The organism is Comamonas aquatilis (genome assembly GCF_965139575.1).
In the GTDB taxonomy this organism is placed as follows: Bacteria; Pseudomonadota; Gammaproteobacteria; order Burkholderiales; family Burkholderiaceae_C; genus Comamonas; species Comamonas aquatilis.
In genome coordinates this window covers 331,609-352,206 of sequence record NZ_CBCSIW010000002.1, presented here as the reverse complement: position 1 = coordinate 352,206, position 20,598 = coordinate 331,609, and the positions used below count along the sequence as shown (strand labels likewise).

Sequence of the window (20,598 nt, the reverse complement as noted above, 5' to 3'; positions counted from 1 at the left end):
TTTTATGCTTAAAGCCTTATCGGCTCTCAGGCTCTGAGCAGGGTCACGCCGGTCTTGGACTGGATCTCGTCGAAGCTCACGCCATCGGCCAGTTCCACCAGTTTCAGGCCCTCTGGCGTCACATCCATCACGCCCAGGTCAGTGATGATGCGGTCCACCACGCCCACGCCGGTCAGCGGCAAGGTGCAGTCGGGCAAGATCTTCAGGTCGGTCGTGCCGTCTTTTTTCTTGGCCACATGCTCCATCAGCACGATCACGCGCTTGACGCCGGCCACCAGATCCATGGCGCCGCCCATACCCTTGACCATCTTGCCGGGAATCATCCAGTTGGCCAGATCGCCTTTTTCAGACACTTGCATGGCGCCCAGAATCGACAGATTGATCTTGCCGCCACGGATCATGGCAAACGATTGGTCAGAGCCAAAGATGGACGAGCCCGGCAGCGTGGTCACGGTCTGCTTGCCCGCGTTGATCAGGTCGGCATCGACCTGATCTTCGGTGGGAAACGGGCCAATGCCCAGCATGCCGTTTTCTGACTGCAGCCACACTTCCTTGTCACCCGTGTGATTGGCCACCAGGGTGGGAATGCCGATGCCGAGATTGACGTAGAAGCCGTCTTCGAGTTCTTGCGCCGCGCGTGCGGCCATCTGGTCTTGCGTCCAAGGCATGGTCAGGCTCCTGCTTTCTCAGTGATCGTGCGCTTTTCGATGCGCTTTTCGGGATGGGCGTTGTGCACGATACGGTGCACATAAATGCCGGGCAAATGGATGTCGTCAGGAGCGATAGCGCCCACTTCCACGACTTCTTCCACTTCCACGATGCAGACCTTGCCGCAGGTGGCCGCTGCCGGGTTGAAGTTTCGAGCCGTCAGGCGGAACTGCAGATTGCCGCTCTTGTCGGCGCGCCAGGCCTTGACCAGGGCCACGTCCGCCACGATGGAGCGCTCCATCACATAGGTCTCGCCGTCGAACTCGCGCTGCTCCTTGCCTTCGGCCACCAGCGTGCCCACGCCGGTCTTGGTGAAGAAGGCGGGAATGCCGGCGCCGCCAGCACGCATCTTCTCGGCCAGCGTGCCCTGGGGCGTGAATTCCAGTTGCAGTTCACCGGCCAGGTACTGGCGCTCGAACTCCTTGTTTTCGCCCACATAGCTGGCGATCATCTTCTTGATCTGGCGGGTTTCCAGCAGCTTGCCCAGACCAAAACCATCAATACCCGCGTTGTTGGAGGCCACGGTGAGGTTTTTGACGCCGCTGTCGCGCAGTGCGTCAATCAGCGCTTCAGGAATGCCGCAGATGCCAAAGCCGCCAACGGCCAGCAATTGCCCGTCAGCCACAACGCCCTGGAGCGCCGCGTCTGCGGATGGGTAGAGCTTTTTCACAACTGTCTCCTTCAGATTAGATGCGATACGATACTACGTAGTTGAGTAAGTAGTTTTTCGTAAAGAGCAGCACTATGGTGATTGATTACCGGTTGGCGTTTGAAGCCGCTCCTGTGGGCTTGGTCATCTCACGCAATCGCACCATGATTGACTGTAATCGGCAACTGTGCGAGATGTTCCATGCCTCGCGCGAGGTGCTGATTGGTCAGTCCTTCCAGGTACTCTATCCCAGCGCTGACGAGTATGAGCGATTGGGCGCCCGGATTGCCCCCATCCTCAATACCAAAGGCTTTTACAGCGACAACCGCATCATGAAGCGCGCCAATGGCGAGGCTTTCTGGTGCCACGTCACCGGTCGCACGCTGGATAGAGACGACCCGCATGCCTCGGGCATCTGGAGCTTTGAAGACCTCTCGGCCCAGCGCACCGTCAAGGCCGAACTGACCGGGCGCGAACGCGAAGTCGCAGCACGCCTGCTTGAAGGGCTGACTTCCAAGGAAATCGGCCGCGCCCTCAATATCAGCCACCGCACGGTAGAGATTTACCGCGCCCGGCTGATGCGCAAATACGGAGCCTCCACCGCCGCCGATCTGGTGCACAAGCTGGTGGCAGGCTAGCAGCACAGCGTCTGGACCAAGGCCCATTCCGGCCTCTCCTCCATCAGGTCAAACACCAGACTTTGAGCCTGCGCACTTGTGCAGATGCTCAGGCTCACCTACGCTTGAACGGCGGGCTGCAAGCAACCGCATCCACACGGCTTCGTATATTTTTACTATGGTGGCGCTTAGTAATTTCAATAGCAAAAAACCGCCTCTGCGCAAGCCTTGCGCCGATAATTCACTTCAGTCGATTGCAAACAGCTATCGATTTTAATTGATTGATATCTTCCATTCGTTGATATCTCTGCCCTGACCTGGCCCGACTTGTCGGAAATGTTGAAACGGAGAACCCCATGACCACAGAATCCAAGTGCCCTTTTCACCAGGCCAATAGTGGCACGGCCGCTGCAGGCGGCACCACGAACCAAGACTGGTGGCCCCAGCAATTGCGCGTGGACCTGCTGAGCCAGCACTCGGCCAAAAGCGATCCTCAGAGTGTCGATTTCAACTATGCCGATGAATTTGCCACGCTGGACTATGAAGCGCTCAAGCGCGACCTGCGTGCGCTGATGACCGATTCTCAGGACTGGTGGCCTGCCGACTTCGGTCACTACGGCCCGCAATTCATTCGCATGGCCTGGCACGCTGCCGGCACCTACCGCATCCAGGACGGCCGTGGTGGCGCAGGCCGTGGCCAGCAGCGCTTTGCGCCGCTGAACAGCTGGCCCGACAACGTCAACATCGACAAATCGCGCCGCCTGTTGTGGCCCATCAAGCAAAAATACGGCAAAAAAATTTCCTGGGCCGATCTGATGATGCTCTGCGGCAACGTGGCGCTAGAGACCATGGGTTTTCGCACCTTTGGCTTTGGCGGCGGCCGCAGCGACACCTGGGAACCCGATCAGGACGTGTACTGGGGCGCAGAAAAGCAATGGCTGGCCCCCACCGACAACCCCAACAGCCGCTACAGCGGCGAGCGCGATCTGGAAAACCCGCTGGCGGCCGTGCAGATGGGCCTAATCTACGTCAACCCCGAAGGCCCGGACGGCAATGGCGATCCCCTGTCTGCCGCCCGCGACATACGCGACACCTTTGCCCGCATGGCCATGGACGACGAGGAAACCGTGGCCCTGATCGCCGGCGGCCACACTTTTGGCAAGACCCACGGCGCAGGCCCGGCCTCGCATGTTGGTCCCGAACCTGAAGCCGCCGGTCTGGAATTGCAAGGCCTGGGCTGGGCCAGCAGCTTTGGTTCCGGCAAAGCCGGCGATGCCATTACCTCCGGCCTGGAAGTGACCTGGACCCAGACGCCCGCCCAGTGGAGCAATTTCTTCTTCGAGAACCTGTTCAAGTATGAATGGGTGCAGGAGAAAAGCCCTGCCGGCGCGATCCAGTGGGTGGCTAAGGACGCGGGCGACGTGATTCCCGACGCACATGGCGGCCCCAACAAAAAGCCCACCATGCTGACCACCGATATTTCGCTGCGCATGGACCCGGCCTACGAGAAGATTTCGCGCCGTTTCCTGGAAAATCCCCAGGCTTTTGCCGAAGCTTTTGCCCGCGCCTGGTTCAAACTGACCCACCGCGATATGGGCCCGCGCGAGCGCTATCTGGGCCCCGAAGTACCCAAGGAAGAGCTGATCTGGCAAGACCCCATCCCTGCCGTCAAGCATCCGCTGGTCAATGATGCCGATGTGGCCGCGCTCAAGGCAAAGCTGCTGACCTCCGGCCTGACGGTGCAGGAGCTGGTGGGCACGGCCTGGGCTTCGGCCTCCACCTTCCGCGGCTCGGACAAGCGCGGCGGCGCCAATGGTGCCCGCATCCGCCTGGCTCCGCAGAAAGACTGGTCCGTCAACCAGCCTGCGCAACTGGCCCGCGTGCTGGGCGTGCTGGAAGGCATACAGCGCGAGTTCAACAAGGCAGCCGATGGCGACAAGCGTATCTCTCTTGCCGATCTGATCGTGCTGGCCGGCGGTGCCGGTGTGGAAAAAGCCGCAGCCGATGCTGGCGTGCACATCACCGTTCCCTTCCATGCCGGCCGCAACGACGCGACAGCCGATCAGACCGATGCCGAATCCTTTGCACCGCTGGAGCCCAAGGCCGATGGCTTTCGCAATCATCTGCAAGGCCGCTTCCCTGCCCCTGCCGAAGCCTTGCTGATCGACAAGGCCCAGTTACTGACGCTGACCGCTCCCGAAATGACGGCATTGATCGGTGGACTGCGAGCCATCAACATCAATACCGGCGGCAGCCAGCATGGCGTGTTGACGGCCACGCCCGGCAAGCTGACGAACGACTTCTTCGTCAATCTGCTGGACATGGGCACGCAATGGCAGGCCTTGCCCGACGGCAGCTACGAAGGCGTGGACCGCAAGACCGGCGCCAAGCGCTGGAGCGGCACCCGCGTGGACCTGGTCTTTGGCTCCAACGCCGTGCTGCGCGCCCTGGCCGAGGTCTATGCCGAAGCCGACGCCAAGGACAAGCTGGTCAAGGACTTTGTGGCCGCCTGGGTCAAGGTGATGGACCTGGATCGCTTCGATCTGAAGAAATGATGCGTGCCAAGGCCTTGAGCCTTGGCTGAGTGTCCGAAATGAAAAACGCCCCTAAGGGCGTTTTTCATTTCAATCCTCTGACCTGCTGCCCGTCACATCCGGGCTCAGTTCGCCAGCGCGCCTTCCACTGGCGCCAGCTGCATATGCAAGATGCTGAAGTACAGCGTCACATCGCCTTGCTTGTCGATGAAAGTGCCCATCGCGCGCTGCAGGCGGGCAGCGATGCACAGGCATTCCGTGGCTTCGGGGCGGCCGCCTTGAATACTGGCCGTGGTTAGCAGCGCCAGCTGGTTGTCTCGCCCAAAATCATGCACCACCTCCAGCGCCTGGCCGTGCTGCGGGGGCACTGCTTCATTGGCCCAGCTCCACAAGAAACTGCCTTCGCTGTCGCTGCTGGTGCCTACCAGGCATACGGTGGCTACGACTTTGTGCAGCGCGCCTTCCAGCACCAGAATGGCTTTGTCCAGATCCCAGCGGTAGGCAGGTGATGCCTGCAGGCCAAACTGGCCAGGCCATTCGGCATTGCGAGCCATCATGGTTTGCACGGCTTCGCGGCTCCAGGCGGCCCAGTCCGGGGCTGTGTTTTCTATAGGGTTGGCTTCGCTCATTCGCTATCCTGTGTTCCGAATGGCAGCGATTGTCGGTCCAATCCAGAGCACTGTGATTTTGGTCGCTTTTGCCACCCGCCCCATAGGCTTTTCCTGGCCCCGGCGCTGGCCGCATTTTTCAGTCTCGCTGCTTTTTCTGGCGCCGCAGCGCTAGGCGGTGGAGAGCGCCAGGTGGGTATGACTGGGCAAGCTCACGCCATGGGCCTCGTCGCTTTCGGCAAGCACCCGAATACGGGGCTGCTCGCTCATCACCCCGCCGAAGATGGTGGCAAACGCCACGTCCGCAGCATCGCGCCCTGTTGCCAGCCGCATCATGCCCATGGGGATGGCAGTGCCGGAGGGGTCGAACAGATACCAGCGGCCACCGAGATAGACCTCCACATAGGCATGAAAATCGGAAGGCCCCAGGGCGGGATCGGCACCGTAGTCGGTTCCCGTTACAAACCGGGCAGGCAAATTGCTGGCCCGGCACAGCGCAATCATCAAATGGGCAAAGTCGCGGCACACCCCTACCCGCTCGACCAGCGTGTCCACCGCCGCAGTGCTGGCATTCGAGCTATTGGAGCGAAAAGTCACATGCTGCCTCACCCATTCGCAAATCGCCTGTGCCCGCGCATAGCCCTGAGGGAGGTGGGCGAACAGGCCCATCGCAAAATTGGCCAACCGATCTGACTGGCAATAACGGCTCGGGTAGATGTAGTGCAGCACCTCCAGCGGCAGTTGGCTGACGGGAACCTCGGCAATTTGTGCAGGCTCTGCGCAAAAGTGGGTAATGGCCACCGTGGCCAGATAGCGCACATGCAAGGCCCCAGGCTCGGCACTCAGCCGCAGGCAACGCTGGCCCACATTCTGGCTTTGCTGCACTTCCCAGCGGGCATGCTTCTGGCTAATGTCCAGACTCTCGAACGAGACCGTCTGATACTGCGTGCATGCCGCATGGATGTAGAAAAAGAAGTCGGCACCCGGTTCAAAGACCGTATACGACAACTCGAGTTCCAGCTGGAGTTTGACCATTTCCGTCTCCGGCCACCAGAGTATGAGGAGGATTCCTACCGCTGAGGAAATACTCCCATCTGCGCCACGCATGCTGGTCTGCCTGAAAATTCATGCGCTTGCGCCAGTATGAAGCGGCGCAGCGGAGCCAGCTGTCAGGCAATCACACCAGTTCGGACTGTCCGTGTGAAGCCATGCCAACAGCCTGCCGCGGCCCTGCGTAGCACGCTTGCCTCAGCTTCATTCGGCCGCCCGGCGCCGCAGCACCACGGTGATCAGACCATTGGTTTCAATGGTGGCGCGTTGCACCTCATGGGCATTCAGGCAACCGTTGGCCCGCAAGGCAGCCTCCAGATCATCCGAGGTAATCTGCTCCCTCTGCAGCAGCGTTGGATCGATCCGACCTTCCTCGATCAGCACCGTGGGCTTGCCGTCGATCAGATGGCGCAGTCTTTCAAAGCGAAACGTCAGATGCGAGAGTCCCAGGTGACATGTGATCAGCGTCGTGGCGCTGATCAGCCCACCCACCAGGGAGTTGTCGCCCGCGTTCATGGAGTTTTGCACCGCATTGGACAGGATCAGTAGCAGCACCAGATCGAACGGCGCGTACTGCCCTGTCTGGCGCCGCCCCGTGAGCCGCAGAAAAATCAGCAAGAACAGATACACCGCCACGCCGCGCACCACGAACTCCCACCAAGGGACGGCCATTTGCCACATTGCATGCTCCTGAGTCCTGAATGCAAGCAGCATAGCGTGGGTGGTTCTGCGCCCCCCATACTTGAGCAAGGTGTCAATAAATCAATAGCATCCAGCGCAATATAGATAAGCACTGCAGGCCATTCAGACATAAAAATCGGCATCCACCCGCGGCAGCATCTGCAACACAAACGACAGCATTGCGGCAGCCAGGCATGTCATGCTGGGTCTTCTCACCTCCAGGAGACAGACCTATGAAGAACCGCTACCCCTTCCCCGATCTCAACACCCTGCCCCAGGACATCAAAGATCGCATCGCCGAGGTGCAGGAAAAATCAGGTTTCATTCCCAATGTCTTTCTCGCCTTTGCGCGCCGTCCGGCGGAGTGGCGGGCTTTTTTTGCCTATCACGACGCGCTGATGGTCAAGGAAGAAGGATCGCTGACCAAGGGCGAGCGCGAAATGATTGTCACCGCCACCAGCGCGGCCAATCAGTGCCTGTACTGCGTGGTGGCTCACGGCGCAATCTTGCGCATTTATGAGAAAAAGCCGCTGATTGCCGATCAGGTTGCCGTCAACTACCACAAGGCCGATATCAGCCCGCGCGAACGCGCCATGCTGGAATTTGCCATGAAGGTCTGCCTGCGTAGCCAGGAAATTGACGATGCCGACTACGAAGCCCTGTATCCGCATGGTTTTGACGACGAGGACATCTGGGACATCGCCGCCATCACCGCTTTTTTTGGCCTGTCCAACCGCATGGCCAGTTTTGCAGGCATGACGCCCAATCCCGAGTTCTATCTGATGGGCCGCATCCCCCGCGAAGCGCGCGAGAAGAAGGCCTGAAGCCCCAAGCTGCGGGCGTGGATTTCAGCGTCCAAGCCACGGCTTCACAAGCCGTATTTTCGGATCTTGTCGTGCAGCGTGGTCTTGGGCGTGTTCAGCGCCTGGGCCGTTCGGGTCAGGCTGCCTTCGTTGGCCCGCAAAGCTTCGGCGATCAGGGCACGCTCTATGGATTCCACGGTGGCGGCCAGCGACTGCGGATTGCCAGTCGCCGGGGAGCCAAACGGCGCCGATCCCGTTTCAATGCCCAAGGTCATGCGCTCGGCCACATTGCGCAACTCGCGCACATTGCCGGGCCAGTCGTGGGCCATCAAGCGGTTCAGGCGCTCTGAGGTCAGCTCGGGCACGGGGCGCTGGTGACGGGCGGCGGCCTGCAAGGCGAAGTGCTCGAACAGCAGGGGCACATCTTCGCGGCGCTCGCGCAGCGGCGGCAGATTGAGCGTGGCCACATTGAGGCGATAGTACAGATCCGCCCTGAACTGGCCCTGGCGGCTGAGCTCCAGCAAATCCAGTTTGGTCGCCGCAATCACGCGGCAATCCACGGGAATCAAGGTGTTGGAGCCCAGGCGCTCCAGCACCCGCTCCTGCAACACGCGCAAGAGCTTGATCTGCATGGCGATAGGCATGCTTTCGATTTCATCGAGAAACAAGGTACCGCCGCTGGCATGCTCGATCTTGCCTATGCGCTTTTTGCCGGCGCCGGTAAAAGCACCGGCCTCGCTGCCGAACATCTCGCTGTCGAACAGGGTTTCGGGCAGGCCGCCGCAGTTGATCGCCACAAAATGGCCGCTTCTGCGGTTGCTGGTCTCGTGCAGACAGCGGGCCACCAGCTCCTTGCCGGTGCCGGTTTCGCCCATGATCAGCACATCGGCCGCGCTGGCGGCCAGGCTTTGCACGGTCTGTCGCAGCTGCTGCACCAGGGGCGAGCGGCCCAGCAACTGGCCTTGCAGCAGGTCGCGGCTGTCGCGGCTTTGTAGCTGCTGGCGCAGGGAGCGCACCTCCAGCACCAGGCGACGGCGCTCCAGTGCACGATGCACGGCATTGACCAGCAACTCGGGCGCAAAAGGCTTTTCCAGAAAATCCTGCGCCCCGTCCTTCATGGCCTGCACGGCCATGGAGATATCGCCGTGGCCGGTGATGAGAATCACGGGCAGCTCGGCATCCATGGCGCGAAGCGCGTGCAACAGCTCCAGCCCGCTCATGCGCGGCAGGCGGATATCGCTGACTACTACACCCTTGAAATCCGGCGACAGCTGCTTGAGCGCCAGCTCTGCACTGCCCATGCACAGGCACTCCAGGCCCTCGAGTTGCAAGGCCTGCTCGCAGGCCATGGCGACGTCGGCGTCATCTTCCACAATGAGGACTTGGAGGGAGGAATTCATGGGCAAGGAGAAAGGCAGTCAGTTCAGGCGAGCGGCTGAGTATCCACTAACGGCAATAACAAGGTGAATACTGCCCCTCCTTCAGGGTGATTACGGCCTTGCAGCATGCCGCCGCTGGCCTGGGCAATATTGGCCGACAGCGACAGGCCCAGCCCCAGGCCCTGACCTTCGGGCTTGGTGGTGAAAAACGGCTCGAATAGATGGGAGGCCGCCTGCTCGCTCAAGCCCGGGCCGTGGTCGCGCACGGTGATCTGCGCCCATTGCTGGTTGCGCGCGCATTCCAGCTCCACGCAGGGACGCCTGCCGCTCAAAGCCTGGTCCTGCATGGAATCGAGTGCATTGCCCAGCAAATTGACCAGCACCTGCTCGACCCGGCCGGCATCGCACCAGGCCATGACAGGCGGGCTGGCGCTCTTGCGAACCACGATGGCGCCGCTACGGGCAATGCGCGCCTCCAGCACGGCCAGCGCGGCATCCAGCGCCTTGTCCAGTTCCACAGCCGCCGGCTTGCCAAAGGATTTGCGCGCAAAGTTGCGCAACTGCCCGGTAATGCGCCCCATGCGGTCGGTCAGATCGGCCATGCGCTGCAGATTGCTGCGCACCACCTCGTGCTGCCCGCGCTCCAGAAAGCGCTGGCTGTTGCCGGCCAGCGTGCGCAAGGCCGCCAGAGGCTGGTTGAGCTCGTGAGCGACCTCGGTGGAGATCTGGCCAATCACGGCCAGCTTTCCCGCATGCACCAGCTCGTCCTGCGCAGCGCGCAGCGTGGCTTCGGCCTGGATGCGCTCGCCTACTTCTTGCTGCAACGCCGTGTTGGCCGCTTGCAGATCGGCCGTGCGCTGCTCCACCTTGGACTCCAGCACCGCATAAGCCTGCTGCAGTCTCTGTCTGGCGGCCAGTTGCTCGCGCGCGTGCTTGCGGCGCTGATAGAACTGGGCGGCCAGCAACAGGATCAAGGCGATCACCACGCCCGCCACCCAGGCACGGCTTTGGGCCAGTTGCATGGAAGCTTGTGTTGGCGAGAGCACGGACAAGGTCCAGGGCGTACCTGCCAGGGCCTTCGATTGCAGCAGGAACTGGCCGCTGCTGAAGGCAGGCGAGTCCTGCTCGCCCTGGGCTATGTGCAGCAGCTGCGCACCCGCGACCTGGCCGGTGCCGCGATCTTCCAGCGGCTGCTCCAGCTTCCAGCCCAGAGGCTTGAGGCTGCGCCGGTTGTATTGCTGAGAAGATTCCAGACGCGCCCGCTGCGCGGCATCGAGCTCCGTCAACGTGGCAAAGCGCCAGGCCGGCACATTGCTCAAGATAAGCACGCTGTTTTCATCGCTGACCCAGACCGGCGACTCGGCCGTGGCCCAGGACTGCTCCAGTTGGGCCAGCCCGACCTTGACCACGGCCACGCCCACATCCTGGCCCTCACCGCTGTGGACGGTGCTGGTCAGGTAGTAGCCGGGCTCGCCGCGCGTGGTGCCGATGCCAAAGTAGCGGCCGGAGCCACCTTGCAAAGCCTGCTGTACATAGGGGCGAAAGCTGAGGTCTTCCCCCACAAAGCTGTCGGGGCGCCGCCAGTTGCTGGATGCCAGCACATGGCCGCTGCGATCCACCAGATACACGCTGAGCGTGCCGGCGCGGCTGCTCAGCTGCTCCAGATAGGTATTGGCCTTGCGTTGCAGCGCCGAGTTGCCGGGTTGGGCCAGCACGGCTTGCACATCGGCCTGCAAAGCCACAATACCGGGAAAGAAGGCGTATTTATCGATCTCGCGCTGCAAGCTGGTGGCATACAGCGCCAGCCGGTTGCGGCCGGCATCCTGCACCTCTTCGAGGGCTGCCTGCTCTGCACCCTGATAGACCGCCCAGCCTCCCAGAGCACTCAGCCCCAGCCAGCACAGGCAGGCCAGCAGCAGGCGAAATCGAGGACGAAAGCGAAGCAGCGTTCGAGAACCCGATCCAGGGCGCAAAGAGGAAACAACGGGGGCAGTCATGGTGTACCCCATCGTAGCAGCGCCCTGTGCTGCGCAGGACTGAGCCGCTCAGCCTCTGCGCAGACTTTCAGCGGGCTCAGCCCGGGATGGCTTCGGTACGGCCAGTTTCGGTGCGGCCGGCATCGATGCGGGCAGCACCAATGTGCGCAGCTTGCACATACGACTCGCCCACCAGGTCTGCAGCGCTCACCGCCACGGTGCTCGCAGGCGCCTGAGCCGCCGCGCTCACGACAGCGTCCTCGCTCTCGTCTCCATTGCCTTCCCACTTGGCCACTACGGCGGTGGCGATGGCATTGCCCAGCACATTGGTCAGCGTGCGGCCCATGTCCAGGAAGTGATCAATGCCCAGAATCAGCAAGATACCGGCTTCAGGCAGACCGAACATGGGCAGCACGGCCGCCACCACTACCAGCGAGGCGCGCGGCACACCGGCAATGCCCTTGCTGGAGACCATGAGCACCAGCAGCATGGTGATCTGCGCCGTCAGCGACATCTCGATGCCGTAGGCCTGCGAGATAAAGATGGCCAGGAAGGTGGTGTAGATCATGGAGCCGTCAAGGTTGAACGAGTAACCCAGAGGCAGCACAAAACCGGTGATACGTGGCTTGATGCCGAATTTTTCCAGCTGTTCCATGAGCTTGGGCAGCGTGGATTCGCTGCTGGCGGTGAAAAAGCCCACCAGCACGGGACCGCGGATCAGCGACAGCAGACGGAACACATCCTTGCCCAGCACCAGGTAGCCGGCCAACGTCAGCAGCACCCACAGCGTGGCCAGAGCAATGTAGAAACACAGCATGAACTTGCCAAACACAGCCAGCATGCCCAGGCCATGAATGGCAATGGTGCCGGACACGGCACCAAACACGCCCAGGGGAGCAAAGCGCATCACGAAGTCCGTCACGCGCAGCATGATGTGGGAGGCTTCTTCCATAAAGCCCACCATGGCGTGCTTTTTCTGGTGGTTCAGCTGACCCAGAGCAATACCAAAGAACAGCGCAAACACCAGGATTTGCAGCACTTCATTGGTGGCCATGGCCTCGAAAATGTTCTTGGGGAAGACGTGGCTGATGAAATCGCGCAGATTCAGCGCCGAAGTCTTGAGCCCCAGACCTGCGGCACTGGTGGGCAGCTCCACATTCAGGCCGTAACCGGGTTTGAGCAGATTGGCGTAGAACAGGCCCAGCAGCAGCGAGATGAACGACGCCGCGATGAACCAGCCCAAGGCGCGGCCGCCCACACGGCCGATCGACTTAGAGTCGCCCATATTCGCCAAGCCGGCCACCAAAGTGGCAAACACCAGCGGCGCAATGATCATCTTGATCATGCGGAGAAACACATCGGTCAGGATGCCGAAATAGCTGGCAATGTTCTGGGCCGATTCAGGCGTGGCAGCGTAGGTGTGGACCAGATAGCCCACGACCACGCCCAGAGCCATGGCCAGCAAGACCATCATGGTCAGGCGATTGGATTTCATTGTTTTGGATGTCTTGGTATGCGTGATGTACCGCCCCAAGCCGCCTGGCGATCGGCAAGCGATCGACCCCCAGGCCTGGAGCAGCAAGACCGGTCACGAAAAAACGGGACTGAATCAGCATTCAGATCCGTGTTCACCACACCGGAATTCGCAACCGCGCGCACGCGGCCTGCACCAGTCAAAGCACATTTCGTGCCAACCAAAAATTCAGTTCCAACCCATTGATTTACTTATATCCTTCTTACACTCATGCATAAGACTCAACGGAAATCCGAACGTCAAAAAATCCAAGTGTCCGGAATTCCGAACATCAAACCATCACCAGCTTGCGTATCCAGTCCGGCAGATCCGCCGCTTTTTGCTGGGGAAAATCCACCCAGATCACGGTACCGCCTCCGGCTGCGCAGATCACGCCCGGCGCACTGAGACGCTCCATGGTGGCCCAGCTCTCGAAGGTGGCTCGCCCGGGGTCGCTAACGAAGAGTTTAAGCAGCACCTCGTCCGGATAAGCCAGCTGCTGATAGAAGTTGCAGAAGGCGTTGACGATGACCGGCCCCTGGCCTTGCGGATCGGGATCGATTCCGGCGCTGGCCATCCAGTCGATGCGAGCCGTCTCCATGTAGCGAAAATACACCGTGTTGTTCACATGGCCCATGGCATCCATATCGCCCCAGCGCACAGGAAACCGCATCTCGAACACCTGTTTTTTCTGCTCCGGCAGCTCGATCTTCATGCAGCAGTCTCCTTGCATTGCGCCTCGGTCCCGTCCTGGCGCGCTAGTTGTTTTGGGGTATGGCAGCGGGCGATACGCCCTCTAATCTAGCAACTCTGCCGCAATACGTAGTTTTGCGCTGTCACCTAATCCGCATCCTTATGTGGAAAGACCGACATAGAATCGCCCGCATTGCGGCATTTGCGACGACAGATTGACAAGGCCGCGTCCGCCAATTTTCTGATTCATTATTCAAGCGAGACACTCCCGATGACAAACGAAGAAATCCTGGCCCAGTTCGGTCCGCGTGAGGCCATGGAATATGACGTGGTGGTGGTTGGCGGCGGCCCCGGCGGCCTGGCCACGGCCATCCGTCTCAAACAGCTGGCAGCCGAAAAAGGCCAGGACATTTCCGTTGTGGTGCTGGAAAAAGGCTCGGAGCCCGGCGCTCATACCTTGTCGGGCGCCATCATGGACCCGCGCGCGCTGACCGAGCTGATCCCCGACTGGAAGGAAAAAGGCGCGCCGCTGAACCAGGCCGTGACCGAAGACGCCATGGTCTTCCTGGGTGAAAAAAGCTCGCTGCGCACCCCCAACTGGCTGCTGCCCAAGTGCTTTCACAACGAAGGCAACTACATCGTGCGCCTGGGCTTTTTCAGCAAGTGGCTGGCTGAACAGGCCGAAGCCCTGGGCGTGGAAATCTTCCCCGGCTTTGCCGCTGCCGAAGTGCTCTACAACGAAGACGGCTCCGTCAAGGGCGTGGCCACCGGCAATATGGGCGTAGGCAAGGATGGCGAGCCCACAGGCGACTTCCAGCTGGGCATGGAGCTGCACGGCAAGTACACCGTGTTTGCCGAAGGTGCACGCGGTCATCTGGGCAAGCAAATCATTGCCAAATACCAGCTCGATGCAGGCAAGGACCCGCAGACCTACGGCCTGGGCATCAAGGAACTGTGGGAAATCGATCCCAAGCGCCACAAGCCCGGCATGGTGCTGCACACCGCCGGCTGGCCCATGGACAGCAAGACCTATGGAGGCGCCTTCCTCTATCACCTGGAAGACAATCTGGTCACCCTGGGCTTCATCACCGGCCTGGACTATGCCAACCCCTACCTGTCTCCCTTCGAGGAAATGCAGCGCTGGAAGACGCATCCCAACATCCGCTACTACCTGGAAGGTGACGAGGCCAACGGCATCAAGCCGGCCAAGCGCATCTCCTACGGTGCCCGCGCCATCACGGCCGGCGGCATCTCCAGCCTGCCCAAGTTCGTCTTCCCCGGCGGCGCGCTGGTGGGCTGCGATGCAGGTTTCCTCAACGTCAGCCGCATCAAGGGCAGCCACGCAGCCATCAAGACCGGCATGATGGCCGCCGACGCCATCTACGAAGCCGTGACCGGCGGCCGCCAGGGCGACGTGTTGAGCGCATACGAAACCGCGTTCGAGAACAGCTGGCTGTACGACGAGCTGTACAAGGCCCGCAACTTCAAGGCCTGGTTCAAGAAGGGCCTGACCACGGCCACCATCATGAACGGCTTCGAGCAATTCGTGCTCAAGGGCAACATCCCCTGGACGCTGCACCGCGACAAGCCCGATCACGCCTACCTCAAGCCTGCGGCCGAGTGCACTCCCATCAACTACCCCAAGCCCGATGGCAAGCTGACTTTTGACCGCCTCTCCAGCGTCTTCATCAGCAACACCAACCACGGCGAAGACCAGCCGGCTCACCTGACGCTCAAGGACGCCTCGGTGCCCGTGAGCATCAACCTGGTCAAGTACGCAGGCCCAGAGTCGCGCTACTGCCCTGCCGGCGTCTATGAGTTTGTGGCCGATGTGGACAAGGGCGGCGACGCCCAGCGCCTGCAGATCAACGCGCAAAACTGCGTGCACTGCAAGACCTGCGACATCAAGGATCCGACCCAGAACATCGTCTGGGTCACGCCTGAAGGCGGCGGCGGCCCGAACTACTCGGGCATGTAAGCCAGCGCATGCCGGGACGGGCCGACTCGCCCGGCCGCAGCCAAAATCCCGCCAAAGCCTGCCAATGCTCTGCATTGCAGGCTTTTTTCATGGCTAGACCATATGACAGCTGCGTCAAAAGCTATAAAAATAGAAGCAAGCTCTGACATTCTGGCTGGAATCCAGACAAACCCTAGCTTGCGCCGCACACCGGCTCGTCCGGAGCCCGATTTCCGCCAGCGCAGCAGCCCCTGAGACGCCTGGGCCGGCGGCTTGCGCCTGCTCAAAATTCGTGCAATTCGAGAACCTCAAGCCGCCCTCGAGCAGCACAACGCAGGAAAAGTGCAGCAGAAGCGCTAAAACAAAGCCCACACGACGCAAACCTGCAGTCGTTTTTCATAAATTACTGCACGATTAACACCGTCAGTTTTCATTTCATGCAGCTTTCATGTCATTTTTTGGCGATTGCCGTCTAGGTGTAAACCGGGTTAAGAGGAACAACGAGACAAGCAGATGTGTGCAGTAGACTTTGCCGCAAGGCGCTGAGGCTACAACCCGGCCGTCTTACACACCATCTGGAACACATAACAAACGCTGGAGATACACATGAAGCAGCAGTCTTGGGCCCGTCTGGGTGCCGTGGCCTTGGCCATTTCCACCATCACCGGTGCCTACGCGGCCGATACCAAGTCGGTGGCAGTGACCGCCATCGTCGAGCACCCCGCGCTGGATGCCGTGCGCGACGGTGTGAAAGATGCGCTGAAGGCCGCAGGCTATGAAGACGGCAAGAACCTGAAGTGGCAATACCAGAGCGCTCAGGGCAACACCGGCACCGCCGCCCAGATTGCCCGCAAGTTCGTGGGTGACAATCCCGATGCCATCGTCGCCATTGCCACGCCTTCGGCCCAGGCCGTGATTGCCTCCACCAAGACCGTGCCCGTGGTGTTCTCCGCCGTGACGGACCCCGTGGCCGCCAAGCTGGTTCCCAGCTGGGCACCGTCCAAGAACAACGTGACCGGCGTGTCCGATCTACTGGCACTGGACAAGCAGATGGATCTGGTCAAGCAGGTCGTGCCCAATGCCAAGCGCATCGGCATGGTCTACAACCCCGGTGAAGCCAATTCCGCCGTGGTCGTGAAGGAGCTGCAGGCTCTGCTGCCCAAGCTGGGCTGGACCCTGGTCACCGCCGCCGCTCCCCGCTCGGTGGACGTCTCCAGCGCCGCTCGCTCGCTGGTGGGCAAGGTGGACGTGATCTATACCAACACCGACAACAACGTGGTCTCGGCCTACGAGTCGCTGGTCAAGGTGGGTCAGGACGCCAAGATTCCTCTGGTCGCCTCTGACACCGACTCCGTCAAGCGCGGCGCCGTGGCCGCCTACGGCATCAACTACCGCGATCTGGGCGAGCAGACCGGCCGCATGGTCGTGCGCATCCTCAAGGGCGAGAAAGCCGGCGATATCAAGCCTGAAGTCAGCACCAAGATGGAACTGTTCGTGAACCCCGGCGCTGCTGAAAAGCAGGGCGTGAAGCTGTCCGAGACTTTGGTCAAGTCTGCGGCCACCGTGGTCAAGTAATCCCCGGTCTGTGACTTGCGCTGCAGCCTATCGGGCCCGCAGCGCCAGCGCAGCGGCAGGCGCCATGGCTAACATGGCCCTGCCGATTTTTTTAGACGTTTGTCGCGCCTGTCGCTCTCTCTATGTCTTTATTTTCCATTCTCGGCGCGATTGAGATCGGCCTGATTTTCAGCCTGGTGGCGCTGGGCGTCTTCATCTCCTTTCGTTTGCTGCGCTTTCCCGACCTGACGGTCGACGGCAGCTTTCCCCTGGGCGGCGCCGTCTGCGCCATCCTGATCGCCCACGGCACCAATCCCTGGCTGGCCACGCTGGCCGGCACGGCTGCGGGCGCGCTGGCAGGCTTCATCACCGGCTGGCTCAACGTCAAGCTCAAGATCATGGATCTGCTGGCCTCCATCCTGATGATGATCGGTCTGTACTCCATCAATCTGCGCGTCATGGGCGGCCCCAACGTGCCGCTGATCAACGAGCCCACGCTGTTCACCATGCTGCAGCCGGACAATATCGAAGACTATGTGATGCGCCCCATCATCCTGACGGGCTTTGTCATCGTGGCCAAGCTGGCTCTGGACTGGTTCTTCGCCACCGAGCGCGGTCTGGCGATTCGCTCCACCGGCTCCAACGCCCGAATGGCCCGCTCCCAAGGCGTGAACACCGGCGCCATGATTTTGCTGGGCATGGCGATTTCCAACGGCCTGGTTGGTCTGGCGGGTGCCTTGTTCGTGCAGACCCAGGGCGGCTCCGACATCTCCATGGGCATCGGCACCATCGTCATCGGTCTGGCGGCCGTGATCGTGGGCGAAAGCATCCTGCCCTCGCGCAAAATCATCTGGGCCACGCTGGCCGTGGTGATTGGTGCCATCGTCTACCGCTTCTTCATTGCAGCGGCGCTGAACATCGACGCCATCGGCCTCAAGGCCCAAGATTTGAACCTCGTCACTGCCGTGCTGGTGACCATCGCTCTGATCATTCCGCAAATCAAGAAAAAACTCGGCAAGCGCAAATAAGAACCAAGGAAATGCGGAGAACACCATGCTGAATGCACAAAACCTGGAACTCACCTTCAACCCCGGCACGCCCATTGAAACCCGCGCGCTGCGCGGCCTGTCGCTGAGCATTCCCGAAGGCCAATTCGTCACCGTGATCGGCTCCAATGGCGCGGGAAAATCCACTTTTCTCAACTGCGTCTCCGGCGACCAGAGCGTAGACAAGGGCAAGATCGAGATTGCCGGCATCGACATGACGCGCATGCCCGTGTGGTCGCGCTCCAAGCAGGTGGCCCGCGTGTTCCAGGACCCCATGGCGGGCACCTGCGAAGACCTGTCCATCGAAGAGAACATGGCCTTGGCCCATGAACGCGGCAATTTCCGCGGTCTGTCCAAAGCCGTCAAGGCCAGCAACCGCGACCTGTACCGCGAACGCCTGTCCACCCTGGGCCTGGGCCTGGAAAAGCGCCTGACCGACCGCATCGGCCTGCTTTCGGGCGGCCAGCGCCAGGCCGTGAGTCTGCTGATGGCGGCACTGCAGCCCTCGCGCATCTTGCTGCTGGACGAACACACGGCGGCGCTGGATCCGCGCACCGCAGACTTTGTGCTGCAGCTGACCGCGCGCATCGTGCAGGAAGCCAAGCTGACCACCATGATGGTCACGCACAGCATGCGCCAGGCGCTGGATGTGGGCACGCGTACCGTGATGCTGCACCAGGGCCAGGTGGTGCTGGACGTCAGCGGAGAAGAGCGCTCCAAGATGGATGTGCCCGATCTGCTGCGCATGTTCGAGAAGGTGCGCGGCGAAAAGCTGGCCGACGATGCACTGCTGCTGAGCTGAGTCGCCAACTTGCTATAAAAACAGAAGCTGCCAGCGCTTATATACAAGGCGTTGGCAGCTTTTTCTTTATCTAAACATGATTAATCAGCCATTGATAATGACGATATAGCTATTTTTTTCGACGATAAGAGCATATCAATCGCCCAAACAGCAGTTTGGAATGCACGACGAAACCCCTATCCGTCGTTGGTTTTTATGTCGTAAATGACGATTTGACTAGAGGCTTCAAACGTTCCGCCAGCGGCAAAAACAGACAGAAAACTCCATAACAATCAAATACTTAGGCAAATATCAGAGGCTCGATCGCAGCACGCCACGCCCGGACCGCGCAACAGCGCCTGCACCGGGCGCGTAAATCGCTCACAATCTGCACCCTGTCGGTAGCCGCTGAGGGCGATGCATGTCATCGCCGATCGCGCTGACCACCTTGATACCTGGATGCCTTGCGGCATCGGCTAAGCACAATGCATGCCATGGCACAGGCCCGCGCGGCCTGATCATCCTGGGCGGCACGCCCTGCTAAAAACACAAATCTTTCATGAGCGATAGCCAAGCAAAAACTGAAGACGGTGGCTTGCACCGTTCCCTCAAGGCGCGCCATATGTCGATGATCGCCATTGGCGGCTCCATCGGCACGGGGCTTTTCGTGGCCTCGGGCGCCACCATCTCGCAAGCCGGCCCTGGTGGCGCCTTGCTGGCCTACATGATTGTCGGCCTGATGGTTTACTTTCTGATGACCAGCCTGGGCGAGATGGCCTCGCACATGCCGGTGTCGGGCTCGTTTGCCACCTATGGCGCCAAATACGTGGACGAAGGCTTTGGCTTCGCTCTGGGCTGGAACTACTGGTACAACTGGGCCGTGACCATTGCCGTGGACCTGGTGGCTGCGCAGCTGGTGATGGCCTACTGGTTCCCCGGCATCGACGGCTTTATCTGGAGCGCCCTGTTCCTGGCCCTGATGTTCGGCCTCAACGCCTTGTCGGCCAGAGGCTTTGGTGAATCCGAGTTCTGGTTTGCGGCCATAAAGGTCGCCACCGTGCTGGTCTTCATCGCCGTGGGCGTGATGATGATCTTCGGCATTATGCAAGGCGGCTCGCCCGACGGCCTCTGGGGCGGTATCGCCAATTTCACCGCCGGTGACGCACCCTTTGTCGGCGGCTTTGCCGCGCTGATCGGCGTGGCCATGGTGGTGGGCTTTTCCTTCCAGGGCACGGAGCTGATCGGCATTGCCGCCGGTGAATCCGAAGACCCGGCCAAGAACGTGCCGCGCGCCGTGCGCAAGGTGTTCTGGCGCATTTTGCTGTTCTATGTCTTCGCCATCCTGATCATCGGTCTGCTGATCCCCTATACCGATCCCAAGCTGCTGCGCAACAACCTGGGCGATATCGCCGTCAGCCCCTTCACCTTGGTGTTCGAACGCGCCGGCCTGCTGTCGGCAGCTGCCGTCATGAATGCCGTGGTGCTGACCTCGGTGCTGTCGGCCGGCAACTCGGGCATGTATGCCTCCACCCGCATGCTTTATGCCCTGGCCACCCAAGGCATGGCGCCCAAGATGTTTGCCAAGGTCAATGCACGCGGCGTGCCGGTGCTGGCTTTGCTGGCCACCACGGTGATCGCGGCCCTGTGCTTTTTGACCAATGTCTTCAGCCCCAAGGCGGTCTATATCTGGCTGCTCAATCTCTCGGGCATGTGCGGCTTTGTGGCCTGGCTCGGTATTGCTGTGAGCCACTACCGCTTTCGCAAGGGCTGCGAAGCACAGGGCTTCGACCTCAACCAGTTGCCCTACCGTGCAGCGGCCTTCCCCTTCGGCCCGGTGTTTGCCTTTGTGCTGTGCCTGATCATCACCCTGGGCCAGAACTACGAGAACTTCCTCAGCGACAAGATCGACTGGGTGGGCGCGATTGCCACCTATATCGGCCTGCCTCTGTTCCTCATCATCTGGTGGGGCTACAAGCTGGTCAAAGGCACACGCATCGTGAAGTACAAAGACATGGACGTGCAAGGTCTGCGCTAATTCAGCCTCCTTCA

General features: G+C 60.8%; 17 protein-coding genes. 8 read left to right on the top strand and 9 right to left on the bottom strand.

The window, feature by feature from the left end:
• Positions 1–26 precede the first annotated feature (26 nt).
• Together ACNAZA_RS04595 and ACNAZA_RS04590 are read right to left on the bottom strand one after the other, a co-directional pair.
• Entirely contained in the window at positions 27–668 is a 642-nt protein-coding gene (locus ACNAZA_RS04595; RefSeq protein ID WP_415795262.1) for a 3-oxoacid CoA-transferase subunit B, read from the bottom strand.
• Positions 669–670: 2 nt separating this feature from the next.
• A complete protein-coding gene (locus ACNAZA_RS04590) occupies positions 671–1,378 on the bottom strand; it encodes a CoA transferase subunit A (protein WP_415795261.1) in 708 nt (235 codons plus the stop codon).
• Positions 1,379–1,452: 74 nt separating this feature from the next.
• On the opposite strand from ACNAZA_RS04590, the gene ACNAZA_RS04585 reads away from it, so the two are divergent.
• Complete coding sequence (locus ACNAZA_RS04585) at positions 1,453–1,995, top strand: PAS and helix-turn-helix domain-containing protein (protein WP_120968072.1); 543 nt, start codon at positions 1,453–1,455, stop codon at positions 1,993–1,995.
• 335 nt (positions 1,996–2,330) lie between these two features.
• Positions 2,331–4,529: a catalase/peroxidase HPI gene (gene katG, locus ACNAZA_RS04580; protein ID WP_415795260.1), complete on the top strand. Its 2,199-nt coding sequence runs from the start codon at positions 2,331–2,333 to the stop codon at positions 4,527–4,529.
• Between the two features lie 104 nt (positions 4,530–4,633).
• On the opposite strand, the gene ACNAZA_RS04575 is transcribed toward katG, so the two are convergent.
• From ACNAZA_RS04575 to ACNAZA_RS04565, 3 genes are all read right to left on the bottom strand, one after another.
• A complete protein-coding gene (locus ACNAZA_RS04575; RefSeq protein WP_415795259.1) occupies positions 4,634–5,137 on the bottom strand; it encodes a DUF6882 domain-containing protein in 504 nt (167 codons plus the stop codon).
• A gap of 150 nt (positions 5,138–5,287) precedes the next feature.
• Complete coding sequence (locus ACNAZA_RS04570; RefSeq protein WP_120968078.1) at positions 5,288–6,151, bottom strand: transglutaminase-like domain-containing protein; 864 nt, start codon at positions 6,149–6,151, stop codon at positions 5,288–5,290.
• A 219-nt stretch (positions 6,152–6,370) separates the two neighbouring features.
• Positions 6,371–6,847 (bottom strand): DUF421 domain-containing protein, encoded by a 477-nt coding sequence (locus tag ACNAZA_RS04565; RefSeq protein ID WP_415795258.1) that lies wholly within the window; start codon positions 6,845–6,847, stop codon positions 6,371–6,373.
• Positions 6,848–7,080: 233 nt separating this feature from the next.
• On the opposite strand from ACNAZA_RS04565, the gene ACNAZA_RS04560 reads away from it, so the two are divergent.
• Entirely contained in the window at positions 7,081–7,671 is a 591-nt protein-coding gene (locus ACNAZA_RS04560) for a peroxidase-related enzyme (RefSeq protein WP_415795256.1), read from the top strand.
• A 44-nt stretch (positions 7,672–7,715) separates the two neighbouring features.
• Here ACNAZA_RS04560 and ACNAZA_RS04555 read toward each other — a convergent pair whose 3' ends face one another.
• The 4 genes from ACNAZA_RS04555 to ACNAZA_RS04540 all read right to left on the bottom strand — a co-directional run bounded on the left by ACNAZA_RS04555 (position 7,716) and on the right by ACNAZA_RS04540 (position 13,233).
• Positions 7,716–9,050 (bottom strand): sigma-54-dependent transcriptional regulator, encoded by a 1,335-nt coding sequence (locus ACNAZA_RS04555; protein WP_415795254.1) that lies wholly within the window; start codon positions 9,048–9,050, stop codon positions 7,716–7,718.
• 23 nt (positions 9,051–9,073) lie between these two features.
• Complete coding sequence (locus tag ACNAZA_RS04550) at positions 9,074–11,026, bottom strand: sensor histidine kinase (protein WP_415795253.1); 1,953 nt, start codon at positions 11,024–11,026, stop codon at positions 9,074–9,076.
• A gap of 76 nt (positions 11,027–11,102) precedes the next feature.
• On the bottom strand, positions 11,103–12,500 hold the full coding sequence (locus ACNAZA_RS04545; protein WP_415795252.1) for a dicarboxylate/amino acid:cation symporter: 1,398 nt from the start codon (positions 12,498–12,500) through the stop codon (positions 11,103–11,105).
• 310 nt (positions 12,501–12,810) lie between these two features.
• Positions 12,811–13,233: an acyl-CoA thioesterase gene (locus ACNAZA_RS04540; RefSeq protein WP_415795251.1), complete on the bottom strand. Its 423-nt coding sequence runs from the start codon at positions 13,231–13,233 to the stop codon at positions 12,811–12,813.
• 249 nt (positions 13,234–13,482) lie between these two features.
• Between ACNAZA_RS04540 and ACNAZA_RS04535 the strand changes: the two genes are divergently transcribed.
• The 5 genes from ACNAZA_RS04535 (at position 13,483) to ACNAZA_RS04515 (ending at position 20,584) form a co-directional block, all read left to right on the top strand.
• A complete protein-coding gene (locus ACNAZA_RS04535; RefSeq protein ID WP_415795250.1) occupies positions 13,483–15,189 on the top strand; it encodes an electron transfer flavoprotein-ubiquinone oxidoreductase in 1,707 nt (568 codons plus the stop codon).
• A 585-nt stretch (positions 15,190–15,774) separates the two neighbouring features.
• Positions 15,775–16,743 (top strand): ABC transporter substrate-binding protein, encoded by a 969-nt coding sequence (locus tag ACNAZA_RS04530; RefSeq protein WP_415795249.1) that lies wholly within the window; start codon positions 15,775–15,777, stop codon positions 16,741–16,743.
• Between the two features lie 122 nt (positions 16,744–16,865).
• A complete protein-coding gene (locus tag ACNAZA_RS04525; protein ID WP_415795248.1) occupies positions 16,866–17,750 on the top strand; it encodes an ABC transporter permease in 885 nt (294 codons plus the stop codon).
• 25 nt (positions 17,751–17,775) lie between these two features.
• A complete protein-coding gene (locus tag ACNAZA_RS04520; protein WP_120968096.1) occupies positions 17,776–18,570 on the top strand; it encodes an ABC transporter ATP-binding protein in 795 nt (264 codons plus the stop codon).
• Between the two features lie 538 nt (positions 18,571–19,108).
• Complete coding sequence (locus tag ACNAZA_RS04515; RefSeq protein ID WP_415795247.1) at positions 19,109–20,584, top strand: amino acid permease; 1,476 nt, start codon at positions 19,109–19,111, stop codon at positions 20,582–20,584.
• Positions 20,585–20,598 lie beyond the last annotated feature (14 nt).